This is a genomic window from candidate division WOR-3 bacterium (assembly GCA_039801725.1).
GTDB lineage: Bacteria > Hydrothermota > Tepidihabitantia > Tepidihabitantales > DTDR01 > DTDR01.
Map to the genome: position 1 here is coordinate 1 of JBDRVE010000030.1, position 16,489 is coordinate 16,489.

Annotated in this window: 17 protein-coding genes; 9 read left to right on the top strand and 8 right to left on the bottom strand. The window is 31.2% G+C overall.

Annotated elements, in window-relative coordinates; translation table 11 throughout:
* The 8 genes from ABIK75_06435 to ftsE form a co-directional block, all read right to left on the bottom strand.
* Positions 1 to 715, bottom strand: a 715-nt coding sequence (locus ABIK75_06435) for a malic enzyme-like NAD(P)-binding protein (GenBank protein MEO0090719.1), incomplete at its 3' end; no start/stop codon positions are given.
* A 3-nt stretch (positions 716 to 718) separates the two neighbouring features.
* Positions 719 to 1,921 carry an OFA family MFS transporter gene (locus tag ABIK75_06440; protein MEO0090720.1) on the bottom strand — a complete coding sequence of 401 codons (1,203 nt, stop codon included), beginning with the start codon at positions 1,919 to 1,921 and terminating at the stop codon, positions 719 to 721.
* A gap of 53 nt (positions 1,922 to 1,974) precedes the next feature.
* The gene (gene acs / locus ABIK75_06445; GenBank protein ID MEO0090721.1) at positions 1,975 to 3,876 is read right to left on the bottom strand and encodes an acetate--CoA ligase; all 1,902 of its coding nucleotides are present in this window, start codon (positions 3,874 to 3,876) and stop codon (positions 1,975 to 1,977) included.
* 75 nt (positions 3,877 to 3,951) lie between these two features.
* Positions 3,952 to 5,241, bottom strand: a complete 1,290-nt coding sequence (locus tag ABIK75_06450; protein ID MEO0090722.1) for a B12-binding domain-containing radical SAM protein — start codon at positions 5,239 to 5,241, stop codon at positions 3,952 to 3,954.
* Positions 5,238 to 6,305, bottom strand: a complete 1,068-nt coding sequence (locus tag ABIK75_06455) for a hypothetical protein (protein ID MEO0090723.1) — start codon at positions 6,303 to 6,305, stop codon at positions 5,238 to 5,240. The genes ABIK75_06450 and ABIK75_06455 overlap by 4 nt, the downstream gene beginning before the upstream one ends.
* Entirely contained in the window at positions 6,290 to 7,426 is a 1,137-nt protein-coding gene (locus tag ABIK75_06460; GenBank protein ID MEO0090724.1) for a peptidoglycan DD-metalloendopeptidase family protein, read from the bottom strand. The genes ABIK75_06455 and ABIK75_06460 overlap by 16 nt, the downstream gene beginning before the upstream one ends.
* Positions 7,423 to 8,268, bottom strand: a complete 846-nt coding sequence (locus ABIK75_06465) for a permease-like cell division protein FtsX (GenBank protein MEO0090725.1) — start codon at positions 8,266 to 8,268, stop codon at positions 7,423 to 7,425. The genes ABIK75_06460 and ABIK75_06465 overlap by 4 nt, the downstream gene beginning before the upstream one ends.
* Positions 8,261 to 8,917 carry a cell division ATP-binding protein FtsE gene (gene ftsE / locus ABIK75_06470; protein MEO0090726.1) on the bottom strand — a complete coding sequence of 219 codons (657 nt, stop codon included), beginning with the start codon at positions 8,915 to 8,917 and terminating at the stop codon, positions 8,261 to 8,263. The genes ABIK75_06465 and ftsE overlap by 8 nt, the downstream gene beginning before the upstream one ends.
* A gap of 267 nt (positions 8,918 to 9,184) precedes the next feature.
* Here ftsE and ABIK75_06475 point away from each other — a divergent pair, with 267 nt between their 5' ends.
* From ABIK75_06475 to ABIK75_06515, 9 genes are read left to right on the top strand one after another with little or no spacing between them, the layout of a single operon-like run.
* Complete coding sequence (locus tag ABIK75_06475) at positions 9,185 to 9,589, top strand: Rrf2 family transcriptional regulator (GenBank protein ID MEO0090727.1); 405 nt, start codon at positions 9,185 to 9,187, stop codon at positions 9,587 to 9,589.
* Positions 9,590 to 9,591: 2 nt separating this feature from the next.
* Positions 9,592 to 10,608 (top strand): AIR synthase family protein, encoded by a 1,017-nt coding sequence (locus tag ABIK75_06480; protein MEO0090728.1) that lies wholly within the window; start codon positions 9,592 to 9,594, stop codon positions 10,606 to 10,608.
* Positions 10,605 to 11,159, top strand: a complete 555-nt coding sequence (locus ABIK75_06485) for a thiamine-phosphate synthase family protein (GenBank protein ID MEO0090729.1) — start codon at positions 10,605 to 10,607, stop codon at positions 11,157 to 11,159. The genes ABIK75_06480 and ABIK75_06485 overlap by 4 nt, the downstream gene beginning before the upstream one ends.
* Positions 11,156 to 11,944 (top strand): hypothetical protein, encoded by a 789-nt coding sequence (locus tag ABIK75_06490; GenBank protein MEO0090730.1) that lies wholly within the window; start codon positions 11,156 to 11,158, stop codon positions 11,942 to 11,944. The genes ABIK75_06485 and ABIK75_06490 overlap by 4 nt, the downstream gene beginning before the upstream one ends.
* On the top strand, positions 11,941 to 12,477 hold the full coding sequence (locus tag ABIK75_06495; protein MEO0090731.1) for a hypothetical protein: 537 nt from the start codon (positions 11,941 to 11,943) through the stop codon (positions 12,475 to 12,477). Before ABIK75_06490 ends, ABIK75_06495 begins: the two co-directional genes overlap by 4 nt.
* Complete coding sequence (locus ABIK75_06500) at positions 12,474 to 12,824, top strand: hypothetical protein (protein MEO0090732.1); 351 nt, start codon at positions 12,474 to 12,476, stop codon at positions 12,822 to 12,824. The genes ABIK75_06495 and ABIK75_06500 overlap by 4 nt, the downstream gene beginning before the upstream one ends.
* Before the next feature lies 1 nt (position 12,825).
* On the top strand, positions 12,826 to 13,989 hold the full coding sequence (locus tag ABIK75_06505; protein ID MEO0090733.1) for an ABC transporter permease: 1,164 nt from the start codon (positions 12,826 to 12,828) through the stop codon (positions 13,987 to 13,989).
* Positions 13,982 to 14,653 carry an ABC transporter ATP-binding protein gene (locus ABIK75_06510; protein MEO0090734.1) on the top strand — a complete coding sequence of 224 codons (672 nt, stop codon included), beginning with the start codon at positions 13,982 to 13,984 and terminating at the stop codon, positions 14,651 to 14,653. Before ABIK75_06505 ends, ABIK75_06510 begins: the two co-directional genes overlap by 8 nt.
* The gene (locus ABIK75_06515; GenBank protein ID MEO0090735.1) at positions 14,650 to 15,552 is read left to right on the top strand and encodes a permease; all 903 of its coding nucleotides are present in this window, start codon (positions 14,650 to 14,652) and stop codon (positions 15,550 to 15,552) included. Before ABIK75_06510 ends, ABIK75_06515 begins: the two co-directional genes overlap by 4 nt.
* Positions 15,553 to 16,489 lie beyond the last annotated feature (937 nt).

Sequence of the window (16,489 nt, forward strand, 5' to 3'; positions counted from 1 at the left end):
TTAAACAAGCAGTACCAGCAGCACCAGCACCAATCATTCCTATCCGAACTTTTTTAACATCTTTACCAACAATTTTTAAAGCATTGATTAATCCTGCTAAGGTTACAGCAGCAGTTCCTTGCTGGTCGTCATGCCAAACAGGAATATTAAGTTCCTTCCTTAAAGTATCTAAGATATAAAAACATTTTGGTTGGGCGATATCTTCTAAATTATAACCACCAAAAGAGGGCTCCAGTAATTTGGCAACTTCAATGAATTTATCAGGATCCTTCGTTCCTACTGCAATTGGCACAGCATCTACACCACCAAGATATTTGAAAAGTAATGCCTTTCCTTCCATTACTGGCAAAGATGCCTCCGGTCCAATATCACCAAGTCCTAAAACTCTTGTACCATCAGTTAAAACAGCAATAAGATTCCCTCGATTGGTATGTTCCCAAACCTTTTCCGGATTTCTAAAGATATCTTTACAAGGCTCGGCAACTCCTGGTGTGTACCAAATAGCAAAATCATCAAAACTTCTTATCGCACATTTAGCAGTAATTTTCACTTTTCCTTTATAAAAGGGATGAAGTTTTAAGGCATCTTCGCCTGGTTTCTTTGCTTTTTCAATTAATTCTTCTTTTGTTAAAACCTTTTCTTTTGCTTTTTTTACAATTTTCTTTACGGTTCTCTTTCTAACCTCTCTTTTTGCTTTCTTCTTAACTTTTTTCATCTTTTACTCCTTTCTTTTTGGTTGTTTAATAAAAAAGGTGATTATTGCTCCTAAAATACATAAAATTCCAGCAACAATAAAGGCTAAATTATAACTTTTTGTCCTTTCTAAAACTTGCGGAGCAAAGATATTACCAAGAAGTCCACCAACTCCATAAGCAGTAAAAACAAGTCCATAATTCATTCCGACATTTTTTGTTCCGTAGAAATCAGCAGTAACTGCCGGAAAGACCGCTAAATAACCACCAAAACATAAGCCCACTAAAGAGACACCAAGCCAATAATAAAAAGGAAGAGAAGGAATTATTGTGTATAGAAAAACAGCAATTCCACAAATCAGAAAAATTAAGAAGAGGGCTTTCATTCTGCCAATCCAGTCAGAAATTTTTCCCCAAAAGATTCTGCCAAAGGCATTAAAAATGGCAAGAAGACTAACAGCAAAGGCAGCGGTCTCTTTTGTTAATTTTGCTAAATCTTGACCAATTGGTGAGGTCTGACCAATTATCATTAGACCAGTAGCACAACCAAAGAAGTAAATAAGCCAAATTAAATAGAATTGATAGGTGCTAAGCATCTCCAAAGGAGAGTAACTATAAGTAGTTGCTTGGGAAGTTGGTGGCGGAGTCCAACCTTCGGGTTTATAGCCTTCTGGTGGATTTCTTAAAATCAAAGCACCAATTATTACTAAAATTAGAAAGACTATTCCTAATACAATAAAGGTATTAAAGACATTGATAGTATCAATTAGACTACGGGCAATGGGTGCAACGATTAAGGCACCAGCACCAAAGCCGGCAACAGAAATTCCGGTGATTAATCCCCGCATATCCGGAAACCATTTGACACCGACTGAAATTGGACAGACATAAGCGAAACCAATACCAATACCTGAAAGTATACCATAAGATAGTAAAATTCCCAAGAAAGACTTGGTGAGCCCTGATAAGATAAGTCCTAAGCCGAGAAGTATGCCACCAGTTATCGCAACAACTCTTGGTCCTTTTTTATCCTGCCATCTACCACCAACTATTGTTGCTAAGGCAAAAAATATCAGAACAAAGGCAAATGGTAATGTTGCTTGGGTTGGTGTAAGATTTAGGGGCGCACCTTGTAATGGTTTTCTAAATACACTCCAGGCATAGATGGCGCCTAAACATAATTGAATTAAAATGGCGCCAATCATTATAAACCAGCGATTTTTAAACATTAGATATTCCTCCGAAAAGCCCGTAATTTATTAACTTATCTTTATTTTTCTAATTATTCTTCTAAAGTAGAGATATCGCCAATCGGCAAGCCGAGAGCCTCGGCTTTTAACAGTCTTCTCATTATTTTGCCACTTCTTGTCTTTGGTAGTTTATCACGAAATTCAATATCTTCTGGTCGAGCAATCGGTCCAATCTCTTTGGCAACCCATTCTTTTAATTCATTTTTCAATTCTTCAGAAGGTTGGTATCCAACTTTTAAAACAACAAATGCCTTTGGAACATCACCTTTTACTTCGTGGGGAATACCGATAACTGCTGCTTCCGCAACTGCTGGATGGGCAACTAAGGCACTCTCTATTTCAGCAGTTCCTAATCTATGACCGGCAACATTTAACACTTCATCAGCCCTTCCTCTAAACCAGAAATAACCATCTTCGTCAATCGTGCAAGAATCACCGGTGAGATAGACATTAGGAAATCTTGACCAATAAACCTGTTTATATCTTTCTGGATCTTTATATAAGGTTCTTAACATTGATGGCCAAGGAGAAGTAATCACTGCCAAACCGTTTTCATTAGGTTTTATTTTTTTACCATCAGAAGTATAAACATCAGCATTAAACCCAGGCAAAGGTTTTGTCGCGGAACCAGGTTTTAATGGTGTAATTGGTAAGGGCGAAACAATAAAAGAACCAGTCTCTGTCTGCCACCAGGTATCCATTATTGGACATCTTTCTTTACCAATATGTTTGTAATACCATCGCCAGGCTTCCGGATTAATTGGTTCACCAACAGAACCAAGTAGTCTTAAAGTTGATAAATTATATTTATTTGCCCACTCTTCACCATATCTCATATGCATTCTGATTGCAGTTGGTGAGGTATACAAAATAGTTACACCTTCTCTTTCAATTATTTTCCACCATCTACCTGGATCAGGATAATCAGGTGCTCCTTCATATAAAATAGAAGTAGCACCAAGCATTAATGGCGCATAAACAATATAACTATGACCAGTAACCCAACCAATATCTGCCGCACACCACCAGATATCTTCATCTTTTATATCAAACACATATTTTAAAGTGGTGTATGTTCCCACTGCGTAACCGCCATGAACATGGACAACTCCTTTGGGTTTACCTGTTGTTCCCGAAGTATAAAGGATATATAAGATATCCTCAGAATCCATTATTTCTGTTTCACAATAATCGCTCTCTTTTTCGGTAATCTCATGCCACCATAAATCTCTACCTTCTTTCATTGGCACATTTTCGCCGGTTCTCTTATAGACAATAACTTTTTCAACAGTTGGACATTCTTTTAATGCTTCGTCAGAATTTGCTTTTAAAGGTACAATCTTACCACGCCGATAACCGCCATCAGCCGTAATTAATACCTTTGCTTCAGCATCAATAATTCTATCTTTTAATGCTTGGGAAGAGAAACCCGAGAAGACAACTGAATGGATAGCACCAATCTTGGCGCAGGCAAGCATGGCAATTGGTAATTGAGGAATCATTGGTAAATAAATGGTTACTCGGTCACCTTTTTTTATTCCCAATTTCTTTAAGGCATTTGCCAATTTATTTACTTCTTTGTAAAGTTTGTAATAGGACCAGTATTCCACTTCACCCGGTTCACCCTCAAAGATATAAGCAACCTTATTTTTTCGATAAGTCTTAATATGCCGGTCAAGGGCATTATGGACAATATTTATTTTTCCGTCAACAAACCATTTGGCAAAAGGTAAGTTCCATTCCAAAACCTTTTTCCAAGGAGAAAACCATTCGAGTTCTTTGGCGTTTTCTTCCCACCACCATTCGATATTCTTTTGAGATTTCTCTAAGAGTTCTTCTAAAGTTTTAATTCCGTGTTTATCCATAAATTTTTTAATATTGCTGTTTTCCACAAGTTCTTTCGGTGGGTAATATATCTCTTTTGCTTGCGCCATAATTTTCCTCCTTTTAATTTTTAAAATATTTTTTTAAATATTTTACAAATATTTTTTTTAAAATCAAATTGTTTTTTAAACTTTATTACTCACTTGGTGAAACCACGATTTTAATTCCTCTATCTCTTCTCTTTCCTTTTCGTTGAGACAAGGAAAGATAGCATTATTAGTCAAAAGAGGTTCGTTAATAAAAGAAAGATTTTCGGCAAACTTGGTATAGGGAATGGGTGAATATTCGGCTAAATGAATTTTTACCTTTAAAGGCAATAAGAATTCAATACTTTTTCTTATTGATTCAATGCTTTGATTTGGTAAACCAATTAATAAATAGACTTCTATTTCATTTGGTAAAAAACCAGCATTTATTAGATTATGGTAAGCCTTTAAAAATTCTTCAGTTTTTACTTTATTACCTAATTTCATTTGTAATGAAAAATCAGTGGTTTCTAAACTTAAATAAATAGTTTTAAAATTTGCTTTTTTCATTAAATGGCAAGTTTCTTCATCTAAATAACGAGGGTGAAGTCCATTAGGAGTATGAAAATTAAGTTCTAATCTCTCTTCAATAATTAATTTCAATAATCTCTTAAATTCCGGATTTAAAAGAAGGGCATCATCATAAAAAACAATATTCTTTATTTCCCTTCTTTTATAATACTTTATTTCTTCTAAAACATTTTCAGCCTTTCTTATTTGGTAACTATTTATCAAATATTTTACAGCACAATAGGGGCAATTATAAAGACAGCCAATAGAAGTTAAAATACAAACGTAATCAAGTTTTTTGTATAAATCATAAGCGGGATAGGGAAGCGAAAAAAAATCTTTTCTTTTTAAATTATCAAAATATTTAGGAAGTTCCTCTTCAAATCTACCTTTAACTACAATATCGGCATGGGAATATTTTTTAGCATGTTCGTAATAAAGAGTGGGATAAATCCCTCCCAGAATAATTGGTTTTTTAAATCTTTCTTTAAGAATCTTTATCATTTCAAAAGTTCCCAAATACCAATAGGTCATCACCGAAGTAATAAAAATATAATCAGGTTGTTTTAAATTTTCCAATATTTCGTAAAAAAGGTTGAGTGGCATGCCATATCTTTTATATCTTCTTTTCACATTTTTATAAATCTCTGGTTTTTCAATAAAAGTATAAGGAAATTTTCCTCTTCCGTATTTATCTTTTTTTATTTTAAAGTTCTTTAAGATTAACGGATGGTTACGGTCGAGACAATCGATAAGATCAACTTCAAAATTGTTTTCTCTTAAATAACTTGCCAGATATAAAAGACCTAAAGGTTTTAAAAAGAAATCATAGGCCTTGAAATCATAAATCCACGGATTAATAAGTAATGCTCTTTTCAAAATAATGAAGAATAAAGATGAAATAGAAGAAGCCTTTTGTTTAAATTATACTCACATTCTTCATAAATTTGGTTTAATTTATGAAGAACATTGACAATTTCTTCATAAGTTTTTCTTTCGGCTAAATATTTTAATCTTGGTTCTACTTCCCACAGATTAAGATAACCCAATTTTTGATATAGAAGGCCACGATAAAGAAAAATTAAATCCTTTATAAAATTAACAATTTCGTCGTAATCCAATTCGCAATATTTTTCATAAAGGGTTTTGAAAAGAAAATAGCCACTCTCTTTTTTGATCTCAGCAAATTTTATTATTTCTTCAGGAAATATCTTATCTCCTCGATTTGCCAATTCAATTGCGGTTCTCAAACTGCCAAAACTAAATAAACTGGCTTTTTTGGCAACTTCCGGCGGATAGGATTTTCCGAGAAGGTATTTTTCAATCTCTTTTATTGATAACGGAAAAAATTTTATAAGATAACAACGCGAAAGGATGGTGGTAGGTAATTTATGAAGTTGGGAAGTTGTTAAAATAAAAAACACTTTTTCCGGCGGTTCTTCTAAGGTTTTCAAAAAGGCATTGCTGGCTTCTTGAGTCATTCTTTCGGCTTCCAAAATAATATAAATCCGATAACTATCGGCTTTTACTTTTATTCTTTCTTTAATCTCTTTTATTAAATCGATAGAGATGGTATCTTTTTTAGAGATTGCTGGTTTCATTTCAAAAAGACGGTATTGATTTCTCAAATCAAGCATTTCTTCGTATTTTTCATCGTCTTTTATTTCTTTGATATTTGCTAATCCCGGAAAGAAAATATCTAAATAAGGATATTCTAAATTTTCAATCGCCTGACAATGGAAACATTCACCACAGGGAGCAACTTTCGGATTGAGACAATTAAGATACTGAGCAAAAACCAATGCCACAGTCCTCTTACCAATGCCTCTTTTCCCATAAAAAATTAAGGAACGACAAAAAGGTTTCTCTTTTAATTTTTTTAAAAATTCAATATTTTCCTTATGGCCAATTATTTTTTGGAAATTATTTACCGGCTTAACCATTCTAAAGGATTTACTGGTTGTCCTTCTTTTCTTAATTCAAAATGAAGGTATTCCGAGGAAAGTCCAATTGCCTCTTGGGCTTTCACTTCTTGGCCTACTCGCACTGCTATTTCCGAGAGGTTGGAATAGACGGTGTAATAACCTTCGCCATGATCAATAATCACCATATTACCATATCCCCGAAATCGATCAGCATAAACAATCCTACCAGGAGCAATGGCGATCACTTTGGTGCCAAATTCAGTTTGAATATCAATTCCTTGATTTTTGATTTTTGTTTGATATTTGGGATGAGAAAGGCTGCCAAAATAACTGATAATTTTACCTTTCACTGGCCAAGGAAGATTGTTTTTTTCTTTCTCTAAATAATGGGCACCAGGAGGTAACTTTCTTTTTATTCTTTTTCTTTCTAATTCAGCAATTAAATCGCTCAATCGTTTTTCTGCTTCTTTTAATTCCTGTTGTAATTTCTCTTGTTCACCCTTTTCGCTACGAATTTTGTTTAAAAGTCTTCTTTGTTCTTCTTTTCGTTCTTTTAATTTTTTCTCTTCGTTCTCTTTTTCTTCTTTCAAAGTTTTTATTTCTTCGTAAGCCATTAACAATTCTCTTTTATCTTTTTCTAATTTCTTTTTTAAATTGGCCAACTCGTAAATTTGATTTTGGTTTTCTTTAGCGATGTAATTGAGATTTATCAATTTAGCATAAATTTCTGGTAAAGATTTATTGGAGAAATAAATTTCTAAAGGTAACCGAGTTTTAATTTTGTATAAAAGAATAACTAATTTGTCAATATCTTTTTCTTTTTCGTTAATTTTTGCTTCAGTAGTTTTGATTTCTTTTTCTAATTCGTTAATTAAATTTTCATAATTTTTAATAGTGGTAATAAATTGGTTAATTAATTTTCGAGTCAAATTAGTTTTTTCATCGATCGTTTCAATCATCTTTAAGATTCCTTTTTCCTCTTTCTTTAGATTTTCTAATCGCTCTTCAACCTGTTTTAACTTTTTTCTAATTTCTAAAAGTTCCTGCTTATTCTTTTCGATCTCTTCCTGGGTGGCTCCTTCTTGGGCGAAAAGAATTAAAAATAAAGATAATAATGAGAAAAATTTTAATTTTTTCATTTTAAAATTCGATTTAAAGCAAGATTAGCACCAATGCCGCCAAGAAAAGCACCAAAAAGAACAGCAAAAATTAATATAAGGAGCGTTGGAAAATTAAAAGTCATTACACTTAAACTCATTATTTGATAAATAATAAATAGAAGAATAAACGAAAAGATCCCTCCCAAAATACCTTCTAAAATACCTTCCAAATAAAAAGGTGCTTTAATAAAATAATCTTTTGCTCCCACTAATTGCATAATTTCAATTTCCCTCTGGCGAATAAAAAGACTCTGTTCAATATTTTGAAAAATGATAAAAATTACGGAAATGGCAACAACGATCAAAATGCCAATATCAATATAAATAATATTATTTAACACTCTCACTAATCGACTAACTAATTCTTCTCCTGCCCAAACATCTTTTATTCCAGGAATTAATTTTAACTTATCTTCAATTCTTTTAATCTCGGCTACTTGTTTAGCCTTAGGAGAAATTCTTATTCTTAAAGAAGGTGGTAAAGGATTTCTTTCCAAAGCATCTAAAAAACTGGCTTCTTCTTTCAATTCTTCCTTTAAAATTTTCAAGGCTTCATCCTTAGAAATATATTTTACTTCTTCCACTCCATCGATTAAATTGATTTTATCCTTTATTGTGGAAAAAGAAACTTTTTCATCCAAGAAAGCATAAATCTCAATCTTATCATAGGCAATTTTTAAAGAAAGAAAAAGATTATAAGTTAAAAGAAAAAATATTAAAATAATCAAAAGACAGAGACCAAAAGCAAAAGTAGATAGAAAAAAGGGCAAGGGTTTTTTCTTAATTCCTCTTAAACTTTCTTTAAAAATAAAACTAATCATAGGCAATTCTTCCGGAGATGATGTGTAATCTTCTTTTCTTTAATAGTTGGGGTAGTTCTGAATGATGAGTAGCCATAATTACGGTTGTTCCCATCAAATTTATCTCCTTAAAAATGTTGATGATTTCTTTACTCGCTTCTTCATCAATATTACCAGTGGGTTCATCGGCCAAGATTATCTCCGGATCTTTTACCAATGCTCGGGCAATTGCTACTTTTTGCTGTTCACCACCTGATAACTGATAAGGATAACAGTCTTTTTTATGGGCTAATCCCAAACGGGTTAGGGTTCTAATAATTTTTTCTCTTATCTCGTCTCCTTTAATGTCAATTGCTTTTAGAACAAATTCTAAATTTTCATAAACTGTTCGATCATAAAGCAGTTTAAAATCCTGAAAGATAATTCCAATATTTCGTCGATAAAAGGGAAGTTCCTTTTTCTTGATCAAAGAAATATTTTTGTTATTAACAATTACTTTCCCAGTGGTGGGCAATTCTTCGGCATAAATCAATTTTAAAATAGTTGTTTTTCCGGCACCAGTAGGACCGGTAATAAAGACAAACTCTCCTTTTTCGACTTTAAAAGAAACATTAACTAATGCGGGCCATTTATTTTGATAGGTTTTCGAAACATTATCAAATTCAATCATTTATCTATATTTTATAAAGAAATATTTAAAAGTCAATTAAACTCGGTAAATGTGTGAAGACCTGGTTACTCAGATTAATAGGAATATTAAGATAAGAAATGCCTTTCATAAAGGATAGACATCCAAAAAGAACACCACCTACCAATGGCAACCATCAGCAATTTTTAACAAGAGCAACAGCTGGCAATCATATTTTAGCATATTTACTATAATCTATTGACTTTTTTTGATTTTTAATTATAATTATTCAGATAGAAATAGTAGGAAATGAAAGTAACGACCGTTTTACGTTATGGATTAAGATTGATGATTCAGATGGGTAAGAATTATCAAAAAGAGCCGTTATCCTTAAAGTTAATTGCTAAAAAGCAGAAAATACCAATTAAGTATGCCGAAAAGATTATTAATCTTCTTTTAAAAGCTGGTTTGGTAAGGAGTGTGAGAGGAAAGGAGGGAGGGTATTTACTTGCTTCAAAACCAAAGGAGATTAAATTATTGGCGATCTTTAAGGCTTTGGATGGTGAAGTATCTTTAGTTGATTGTGTTTTAAATCCCCAAATCTGTAAAAGGTCAAAATATTGTGAGGCAAGGAGGTTATGGCGATTGTTGAGTGAAAATTGGAAGAAAATACTTAGCACTTTAACATTGAAAGATTTATTAAAAGGGAGATAATTATGTTGCCCAAAATTGGCAAAATTGATAAAGAAGTTTTTGACAGAATTATTTTTCCTCACTTGGGGAAATTTAACCAAAAGGTTCTTATTAAACCAATGCACGGAGTTGATGCGGGAGTAATTGAAATTGATGAAGAAAAAGTAATGGTAGTTGCTTGCGACCCAACGTTTGGTATGCCGGTAATAATGCCTTTCTTTGGTTTTCTTATCGTTCATATCTGTGCCAGTGATGTTGCGGTTTTAGGTGTGAAGCCAGAATATTTAACAATATCACTTCTTTTGCCTCCCGGAACCGATATAAAAACCTTAGAGGAATTTTGGAGACAAATTTCCTTAGAATGTGAAAAATTAGGGATCGCAATTGTTGGTGGTCACACTGGTGTTTATCCAGGAATTAGTTATCCTTTAAATGGCGGTTGCACAGTATGGGGGTTTGGTAAGAAGGAAGAATTAACACCTCCCAATAATGCTCAGATTGGTGATAAAATAGTAATTACTAAAGGACCAGCAATTGAAGCAGCAGGAATTTTGGCATATCAAGCCGAAGATAAATTAAAACAGGTTATTAATAAAGAATTGATTGAAAAAGCAAAGAAACTAATCTGGGAGATGACTGTTGTGAAAGATGCTTTAATTGCCAGAAAATATGCCAATGCGATGCACGATGCAACTGAAGGCGGACTTTTGAATGGAGTGTACGAAATTGCCGAAGCCAGTAAGGTAGGTGTAATAATTTATGAAGAGAAAATTCCAATTTTAGAAGAAGTGAAGGTCATCTGTGATTATTTTAAAATTAACCCATTAATCTCAATAAGTGAAGGAACATTAATTATTACTCTTCCCCCAGAAAAGACAGCAGATTTGATAAAAGAGCTTAAAGAAAACGGAATTTCTGCCTGGGAGATTGGCGAAGTTATTGAAAGAAAAAGAGTTTTTATAAAAAAGGATGGTAAAGAAGAGGAACTTCGACCAGTAAAAGTGGATCCCTTTTGGGATGCCTATTTTAGTGTTTTATGAAAATAATAAAAGAATTAGAAAAAGCGGTTAAGGAACTAAAGAAAGAAAAGAGATTTATTTATTTAATTCCGGAAGTGCGGACAAATTTTGTTTATGGTAAAGAAAATATGAAAGAAATAAAAGATATTGCTGGTGTTGATGGTAGAATAACAGTTGTTAATAATAAGCCTTATCCGGCAGGAAAAATAAAATTTGGTGCTTCTGACCATCTTGCCCGGCTACTCATAGAAGTAAGAAAATATAATAAAAAATATTTTTCCGCAATTAATTTTAAATTTGATAGAAAGATACTAAAGATAATTAAAAAAGTTGCGAAAGAAAGAAAAATAAAAATTGGTATGATTGATCGCAAAAAAGAACCAGAAAGATTTAAGTTAAAAGATAAAAAGTCTATGCCTTGGAAAATTGCCTATCTTTACAAAAGATACAAGGAAATTCCTCAGATATTTTACGAGACGGCTGGTTTAGGAAAAGAGCCTTTGTTTGTTATATTAGGAGAAAATCCCCGGGAGATAATTTCAATAATCAAAGAGATATTAAGATATTTATGATTAATTTGTTATTTTTATTGTTTAATTTTTCTTATAAAATTGATGGCTATTTTACTTGGCGTTACGATAAAAAATTTATTCTCCACGGTTCAGAGATTGATTTCCGATTTGTTTTTGGTGAGGATTATGACCGACTACTAATCTTTTTTCAAATTCCCTTCACTTCTCATTTTAATGATCATTTTTGGCAACATTACGGCGATGAATATTTTTACTTAAAAAGTCCAATGGGAAATTTAAATTTAAAAATTGGCCGATTTGATATCCCCTTTTCTCTTTTGAAATATTATGACACTCATTTTCTTATCTTCCAACCTTTGTATGAAAATGTTTTGGGTTATAAGAAAAATATTGGTGTTTCTTTCTTTGGTTATCTAAAGGATTTTCTTTTTGATTTTAATTATTCCTTTTCCGATTGGGAATTTAAAAATCTCGTTTTTACTTTAAGGTTAGGTTTAGATAAAGAAAAAAGCAAATTTGGCTTCACTTTTTTAAAGGAGAAAGAAAAATTTACTGCCTTTGATATCAACCTTATCTATCTCCTTTTTGATTTAAAAAGTGAATTTGTCTATTCTTTTACCAAAAAGAAAGGGATATTTTTTGTTTTAACTTTTATTCCTTTTTGGGAATTAGAAACAAAATTTGGTTATAAATATTGGGAAAAAGAAAATAATCTCAATTTAGAATTAGCAAAAGATTGGCGATTTTTAGAGTTAAAATTAGGAATTAATTATCTATTCAAAAAAGAATTTAAACCAATAATCCAAGGAAATTTTAAAATATGAAAAAACTATTTCTATCTCTATTGATAACCGAGATTATCTTTGCTGGAGTCTGTATTTGGCGTAATCCGGATAAGGATATTAAAAAAATTTTTCCTAAAGCAACCGGTTATAAAAGTATTATTAGAAGATATGATAAGAAAGAAAAAGAAAAAATTGAGAAATTTATTAATAAGGAATTAGATCCCGATGAGACAGAATTCACTTTTTATCAAATTTTTCTGGGTAAAAAAAGAATTGGCACAGTTCTTACCCATACCGAAAAAGGGCAATACGGAGCAATTGAAGTAGTTATTGGTTTGGATACTTTAAATAGAGTTCAAAAAGTTTTAATCCAAAGGGATCGGGAGATAAAAAGTAAAGAATTGAGAAGCGAAAATTTTTTAAATCAGTTTACTGGCAAAAGTTTCCAAGACACCATTGAAATAAATAAAACAATTAAACCAATAAAAGGAGCGGAAAAGGCATCAAAGGCGATCGCCTTTTCGGTAAAAAAGATGTTAATTGTTTATCAAATTTTAAAGGAGGAAAAATGAAAAAATTAATACCTTTAATTATTACTTTATTATTCTCTTGTAAAGTAAAAGATAAATACGGAAAAGAAATACCCAAAAATCTTTCACCCATTTTGATTAAAGAGATTCTTAATTCACCAAAGGAATATCAAAATAAGGATATTTTAATAACTGGTAAGATTGTTGCTGAATGTGGTAGTGGTTGTTGGTTTTTTATTAAAGATGAAACTGGTCAAATCTATGTAGATTTGGCGCCTTCTCATTTTGCTATCCCCCAAAGGATTGGTAAAGAAGTAATTGTCTATGGTAAAGTGGAAATAAAAAATGGTGAGCCACTAATTATCGGCAAGGGTTTAAAATTTAAATAATATGTTTATTTTAATTATTAAAAATCTTTTAAGAAGGAAAATAAGGACTTTGCTCACAATTTTTGGTATTGCCATTGCTATCTTTCTACTTTTTTCTTTGCTAACTTTTAACCAGGGGTATAAGAATTCTTTAGTTAAAGAACTTGATTTACTTGGTGTTCATATGTTAGCGGTGCCCAAAGGTTGTCCTTACGAAGCTGCTTCGCTAATCGTTCATGGAGGTATAATTCCTAAATATTTAAAAGAAGAAGATTTAGAAATTGTTAAAAAGATACCGGAGGTAGAAATTGCTACGCCAATTTTTCTTGCTCAATTAGTAGAAGATGACCGAATAAGTATTATTTATGGCATTGATATTGAAAGTTATCAAAAAGTGAAAAAATATTGGAAAGTTAAAGGAAGGTTCTTTGAAAATAACGAAAATGACAAAATAGTTATTGGTAGCGATATTGCTTTCCAAGAAAAACTAACTGTGGGCGATGAGGTCTATTTTAAAAAGATTGATAAAGTTTATCAAGTTGTTGGCATTTTGGAATATACCGGTGGGCAAGATGACGGTTTTTATTTTCTACCATTGAAAGAGGTTCAAAGGATATTTAATAAAGAAAAACAAATAACTGCAATTGGTATTAAAGTGAAAGATTTAGAAAAGGTTGATGAAGTAATAAGAAAATTAGAAGAAATACCTGATTTACAAATTGTTACTATGACACAAGTTTTGGGAACCATTTTAAACCTTATTGGTCAAGCCAATTCTTTAATTTTTACAATTATTATTTTGGCATTATTTATTAGTAGTTTAGGAGTAATTAATACAATGTTAATTTCGGTATTTGAGAGGAGAAGAGAAATTGGTTTGTTAAAAGTGATTGGTGCTAACAACTGGGATATAATAAAATTACTTTTTTTAGAAACCTTAATATTAATAATTCTTGGTGCTCTTTTAGGAATAGTTTTAACTATTAGCGGAAATAAGTTTATTGAAACCTTTATCAAAGGAATTATTATCCATTCACCTAAAAAGATTGAATTTAATTTTGATTGGAAAATTGCTACTACTATTTTTCTTTATTCTTTAACAATTGCTATTCTGGCAAGTATCTATCCGATTTTTAAGGCAATCAATCTGCGGCCAATGGAAACAATCAGGAGTAGCGATGAATAATGAAATTATTTTGAAAACAGAAAAATTAAACAAAATTTATCTGAGGGGAGAAGAAAAGGTTTGGGCATTAAAAGATATTGATTTAACAATAAAAAGGGGAGAATTTGTTAGTATTTTAGGACCTTCTGGTTCCGGAAAGACAACCCTATTAAATTTATTAAGCGGTTTCGATAAACCGACAAGCGGTAAAATAATATTTTTAAATAAAGATATCTCTTTACTGGAAGAAAAAGAATTGCAAAAAATTAGAAGCAAATATATTGGTTTTATCTTTCAAACTTTTCTTCTTTTCTCTAATTTAACAGTTTATGAGAATATTGTTTTACCTTTTTATTTTAATAAGAAGAAAATTAATAAAGAAAAAATTTATGAAATTATTGAAAAACTTTCTTTAACTCATCGACTAAAACACCGTCCTTCTCAATTAAGTGGCGGTGAACAGCAGAGGGTAGCAATTGCCCGAGCATTAGTTATTGAACCATTAGTGATTTTTGCTGATGAACCTACCGGAAATTTAGATTCGGAGAATGCTTTTAATATTTTTAAAATCTTTGAAAATCTCTCAAAAGAAGGTTATACTTTAGTTGTCGTTACCCATAATTGGGAATTGATAAGTAAGTTTAATATTAGAAAAATAAACCTAAAAGATGGAAGGATTATATGATTTCAATATTTTTATTTAATTTGAAGCAATATGGTTTAGAAATTATCCCTTCGGTTTTGTTAGGTTTCTTATTGAGCGGAATTATCCATGAATTTGTTCCCCAAAACATAGTAAACAAATATCTTGGGAAAAAGGATATTTGGAGTTTATTAAGGGTATCTCTTTTAGGGATTATCTTACCTTTATGTTGTTTTGGTTCTTTACCGGTAGCGGTGGGCTTTAAGAAAAAAGGAATGCCTTTGGGTTCAATTTTAGCCTTTTTGGTAACAACACCAGCAACCTCTATTTCGGCAATTTTAATAACCTATAAACTTCTGGGATTAAAATTCACAATCTATTTATGTTTAGTTGTTATTCTTATGGGAATTATTATTGGAATTATTGGCAATCTTTTAAAAGTAGAAAATGAAATAAATGATGAAAGTGATATCTGTCCAATGTGCGAAGAGGCATCTTTCCATCTTTTTCATATGCATCACCAAAAAGGTTTTAAAAAGAAAATTATTTCAATTTTAACATATAGTTTTATTGATTTACCAAAAGAGATTGGTTTGGAATTAATAATCGGAATAATTTTGGCAGCCGTTGTTGCTACCATTACGCCAATTGGATTATTAATTAAGAAATATCTGAGTGGTCCTTATGGTTATCTTTTTGCTATTATTTTTGGTTTATTAATGTATATTTGTGCTACGGCTTCAGTTCCTTTGGTTGCTGCCTTTTTACACCAAGGTTTAAATATTGGTGCTGGTATGGTTCTATTAATGGTTGGACCAATAACAAGTTACGGAACAATATTAGTTATTAGAAAAGAATTTGGTTTTAAAGTGTTAATTATTTATCTTGCTTTGATTACTATTTTATCATTAATCTTTGGCTATTTATTTACTTATTTCTAATAACAATTTTGAAAAAGAAGAATTTTTTCCACAGAGTTTATAAATAAGTTCTTTGGGCTTAAAAACCTCTTTAATATTTATATAAATCGGTAAAAGATCTCTAAATTTGTCGCCAAATTAGTGTAAGAAAAAAGGTTTTCAAAATGGTGATAGTATTTGATAAAAGGCTTTTTTTATTAAATTTTACCCCGAAATCTTGTCTCTAAAATAAATAAGAAAGTTGATTTTTGCTGGCTTTTTAACGGTAATTTTTAAATGGCTTAATATGGTTTTTCAAAAAATTGTTATATCCTGCTTAATACGGCATTGTTTATTTGAATTGTCTATCTAACTATCGGATTAATTACTTCATCTTTTAAGTCTTTTTATTACCGCTAGGCAGTTCCTTTATCTCCTTTATTCCTAAAAATAACATTACCCTTTCTTCCTACACTCTTTAAAATGTCTGTACTCTTTTCTTTGTACCTACCATTATGGGTATTCCCTAAATATATAAAAACATAAGCCTATTTCAAATAATTTGTTTTCAATAAAGACAATAAAGAAATTTACATATTTCGGAAATTGTGTTTATTAAACGCATACTCGAATTTGAAGAGTTCTTACCTTAAATGCTTTATAATAGGTGCTCAAAGTCATACTTTATGCTCAAGGTTATACCTTTCTTTAACCATCTTTCTGGTATCTAAATGAATGAAAATTATTATAGATTATTACTTTCTCATCAAAAATATTGAAATAGAACTTTTCTTTAAAATCCTATTTTGTTATCCTTCTATTAGATGGTTCAATCAAGGATAGTGCTACCTCCATAGATTTAATAACTCCTACCCAATTGTAAAAGATAAAATTATTATTATCCCCATTAATAAATCGATGTTTATTCCCGTTAATAAAATTATGATTATTATCCTTAATAAATTTATTGTTAATCCTT

Bases quoted from the DNA above. Each gene is read 5' to 3' on its own strand.
- ABIK75_06515 (MEO0090735.1), top strand. From the start codon at position 14,650: ATGATTTCAATATTTTTATTTAATTTGAAGCAATATGGTTTAGAAATT.
- ftsE (MEO0090726.1), bottom strand. From the start codon at position 8,917: ATGATTGAATTTGATAATGTTTCGAAAACCTATCAAAATAAATGGCCC.
- ABIK75_06465 (MEO0090725.1), bottom strand. From the start codon at position 8,268: ATGATTAGTTTTATTTTTAAAGAAAGTTTAAGAGGAATTAAGAAAAAA.
- ABIK75_06510 (MEO0090734.1), top strand. From the start codon at position 13,982: ATGAATAATGAAATTATTTTGAAAACAGAAAAATTAAACAAAATTTAT.
- ABIK75_06495 (MEO0090731.1), top strand. From the start codon at position 11,941: ATGAAAAAACTATTTCTATCTCTATTGATAACCGAGATTATCTTTGCT.
- ABIK75_06505 (MEO0090733.1), top strand. From the start codon at position 12,826: ATGTTTATTTTAATTATTAAAAATCTTTTAAGAAGGAAAATAAGGACT.
- ABIK75_06455 (MEO0090723.1), bottom strand. From the start codon at position 6,305: ATGGTTAAGCCGGTAAATAATTTCCAAAAAATAATTGGCCATAAGGAA.
- ABIK75_06500 (MEO0090732.1), top strand. From the start codon at position 12,474: ATGAAAAAATTAATACCTTTAATTATTACTTTATTATTCTCTTGTAAA.
- ABIK75_06485 (MEO0090729.1), top strand. From the start codon at position 10,605: ATGAAAATAATAAAAGAATTAGAAAAAGCGGTTAAGGAACTAAAGAAA.
- ABIK75_06490 (MEO0090730.1), top strand. From the start codon at position 11,156: ATGATTAATTTGTTATTTTTATTGTTTAATTTTTCTTATAAAATTGAT.
- ABIK75_06460 (MEO0090724.1), bottom strand. From the start codon at position 7,426: ATGAAAAAATTAAAATTTTTCTCATTATTATCTTTATTTTTAATTCTT.
- ABIK75_06440 (MEO0090720.1), bottom strand. From the start codon at position 1,921: ATGTTTAAAAATCGCTGGTTTATAATGATTGGCGCCATTTTAATTCAA.
- ABIK75_06475 (MEO0090727.1), top strand. From the start codon at position 9,185: ATGAAAGTAACGACCGTTTTACGTTATGGATTAAGATTGATGATTCAG.
- ABIK75_06480 (MEO0090728.1), top strand. From the start codon at position 9,592: ATGTTGCCCAAAATTGGCAAAATTGATAAAGAAGTTTTTGACAGAATT.
- acs (MEO0090721.1), bottom strand. From the start codon at position 3,876: ATGGCGCAAGCAAAAGAGATATATTACCCACCGAAAGAACTTGTGGAA.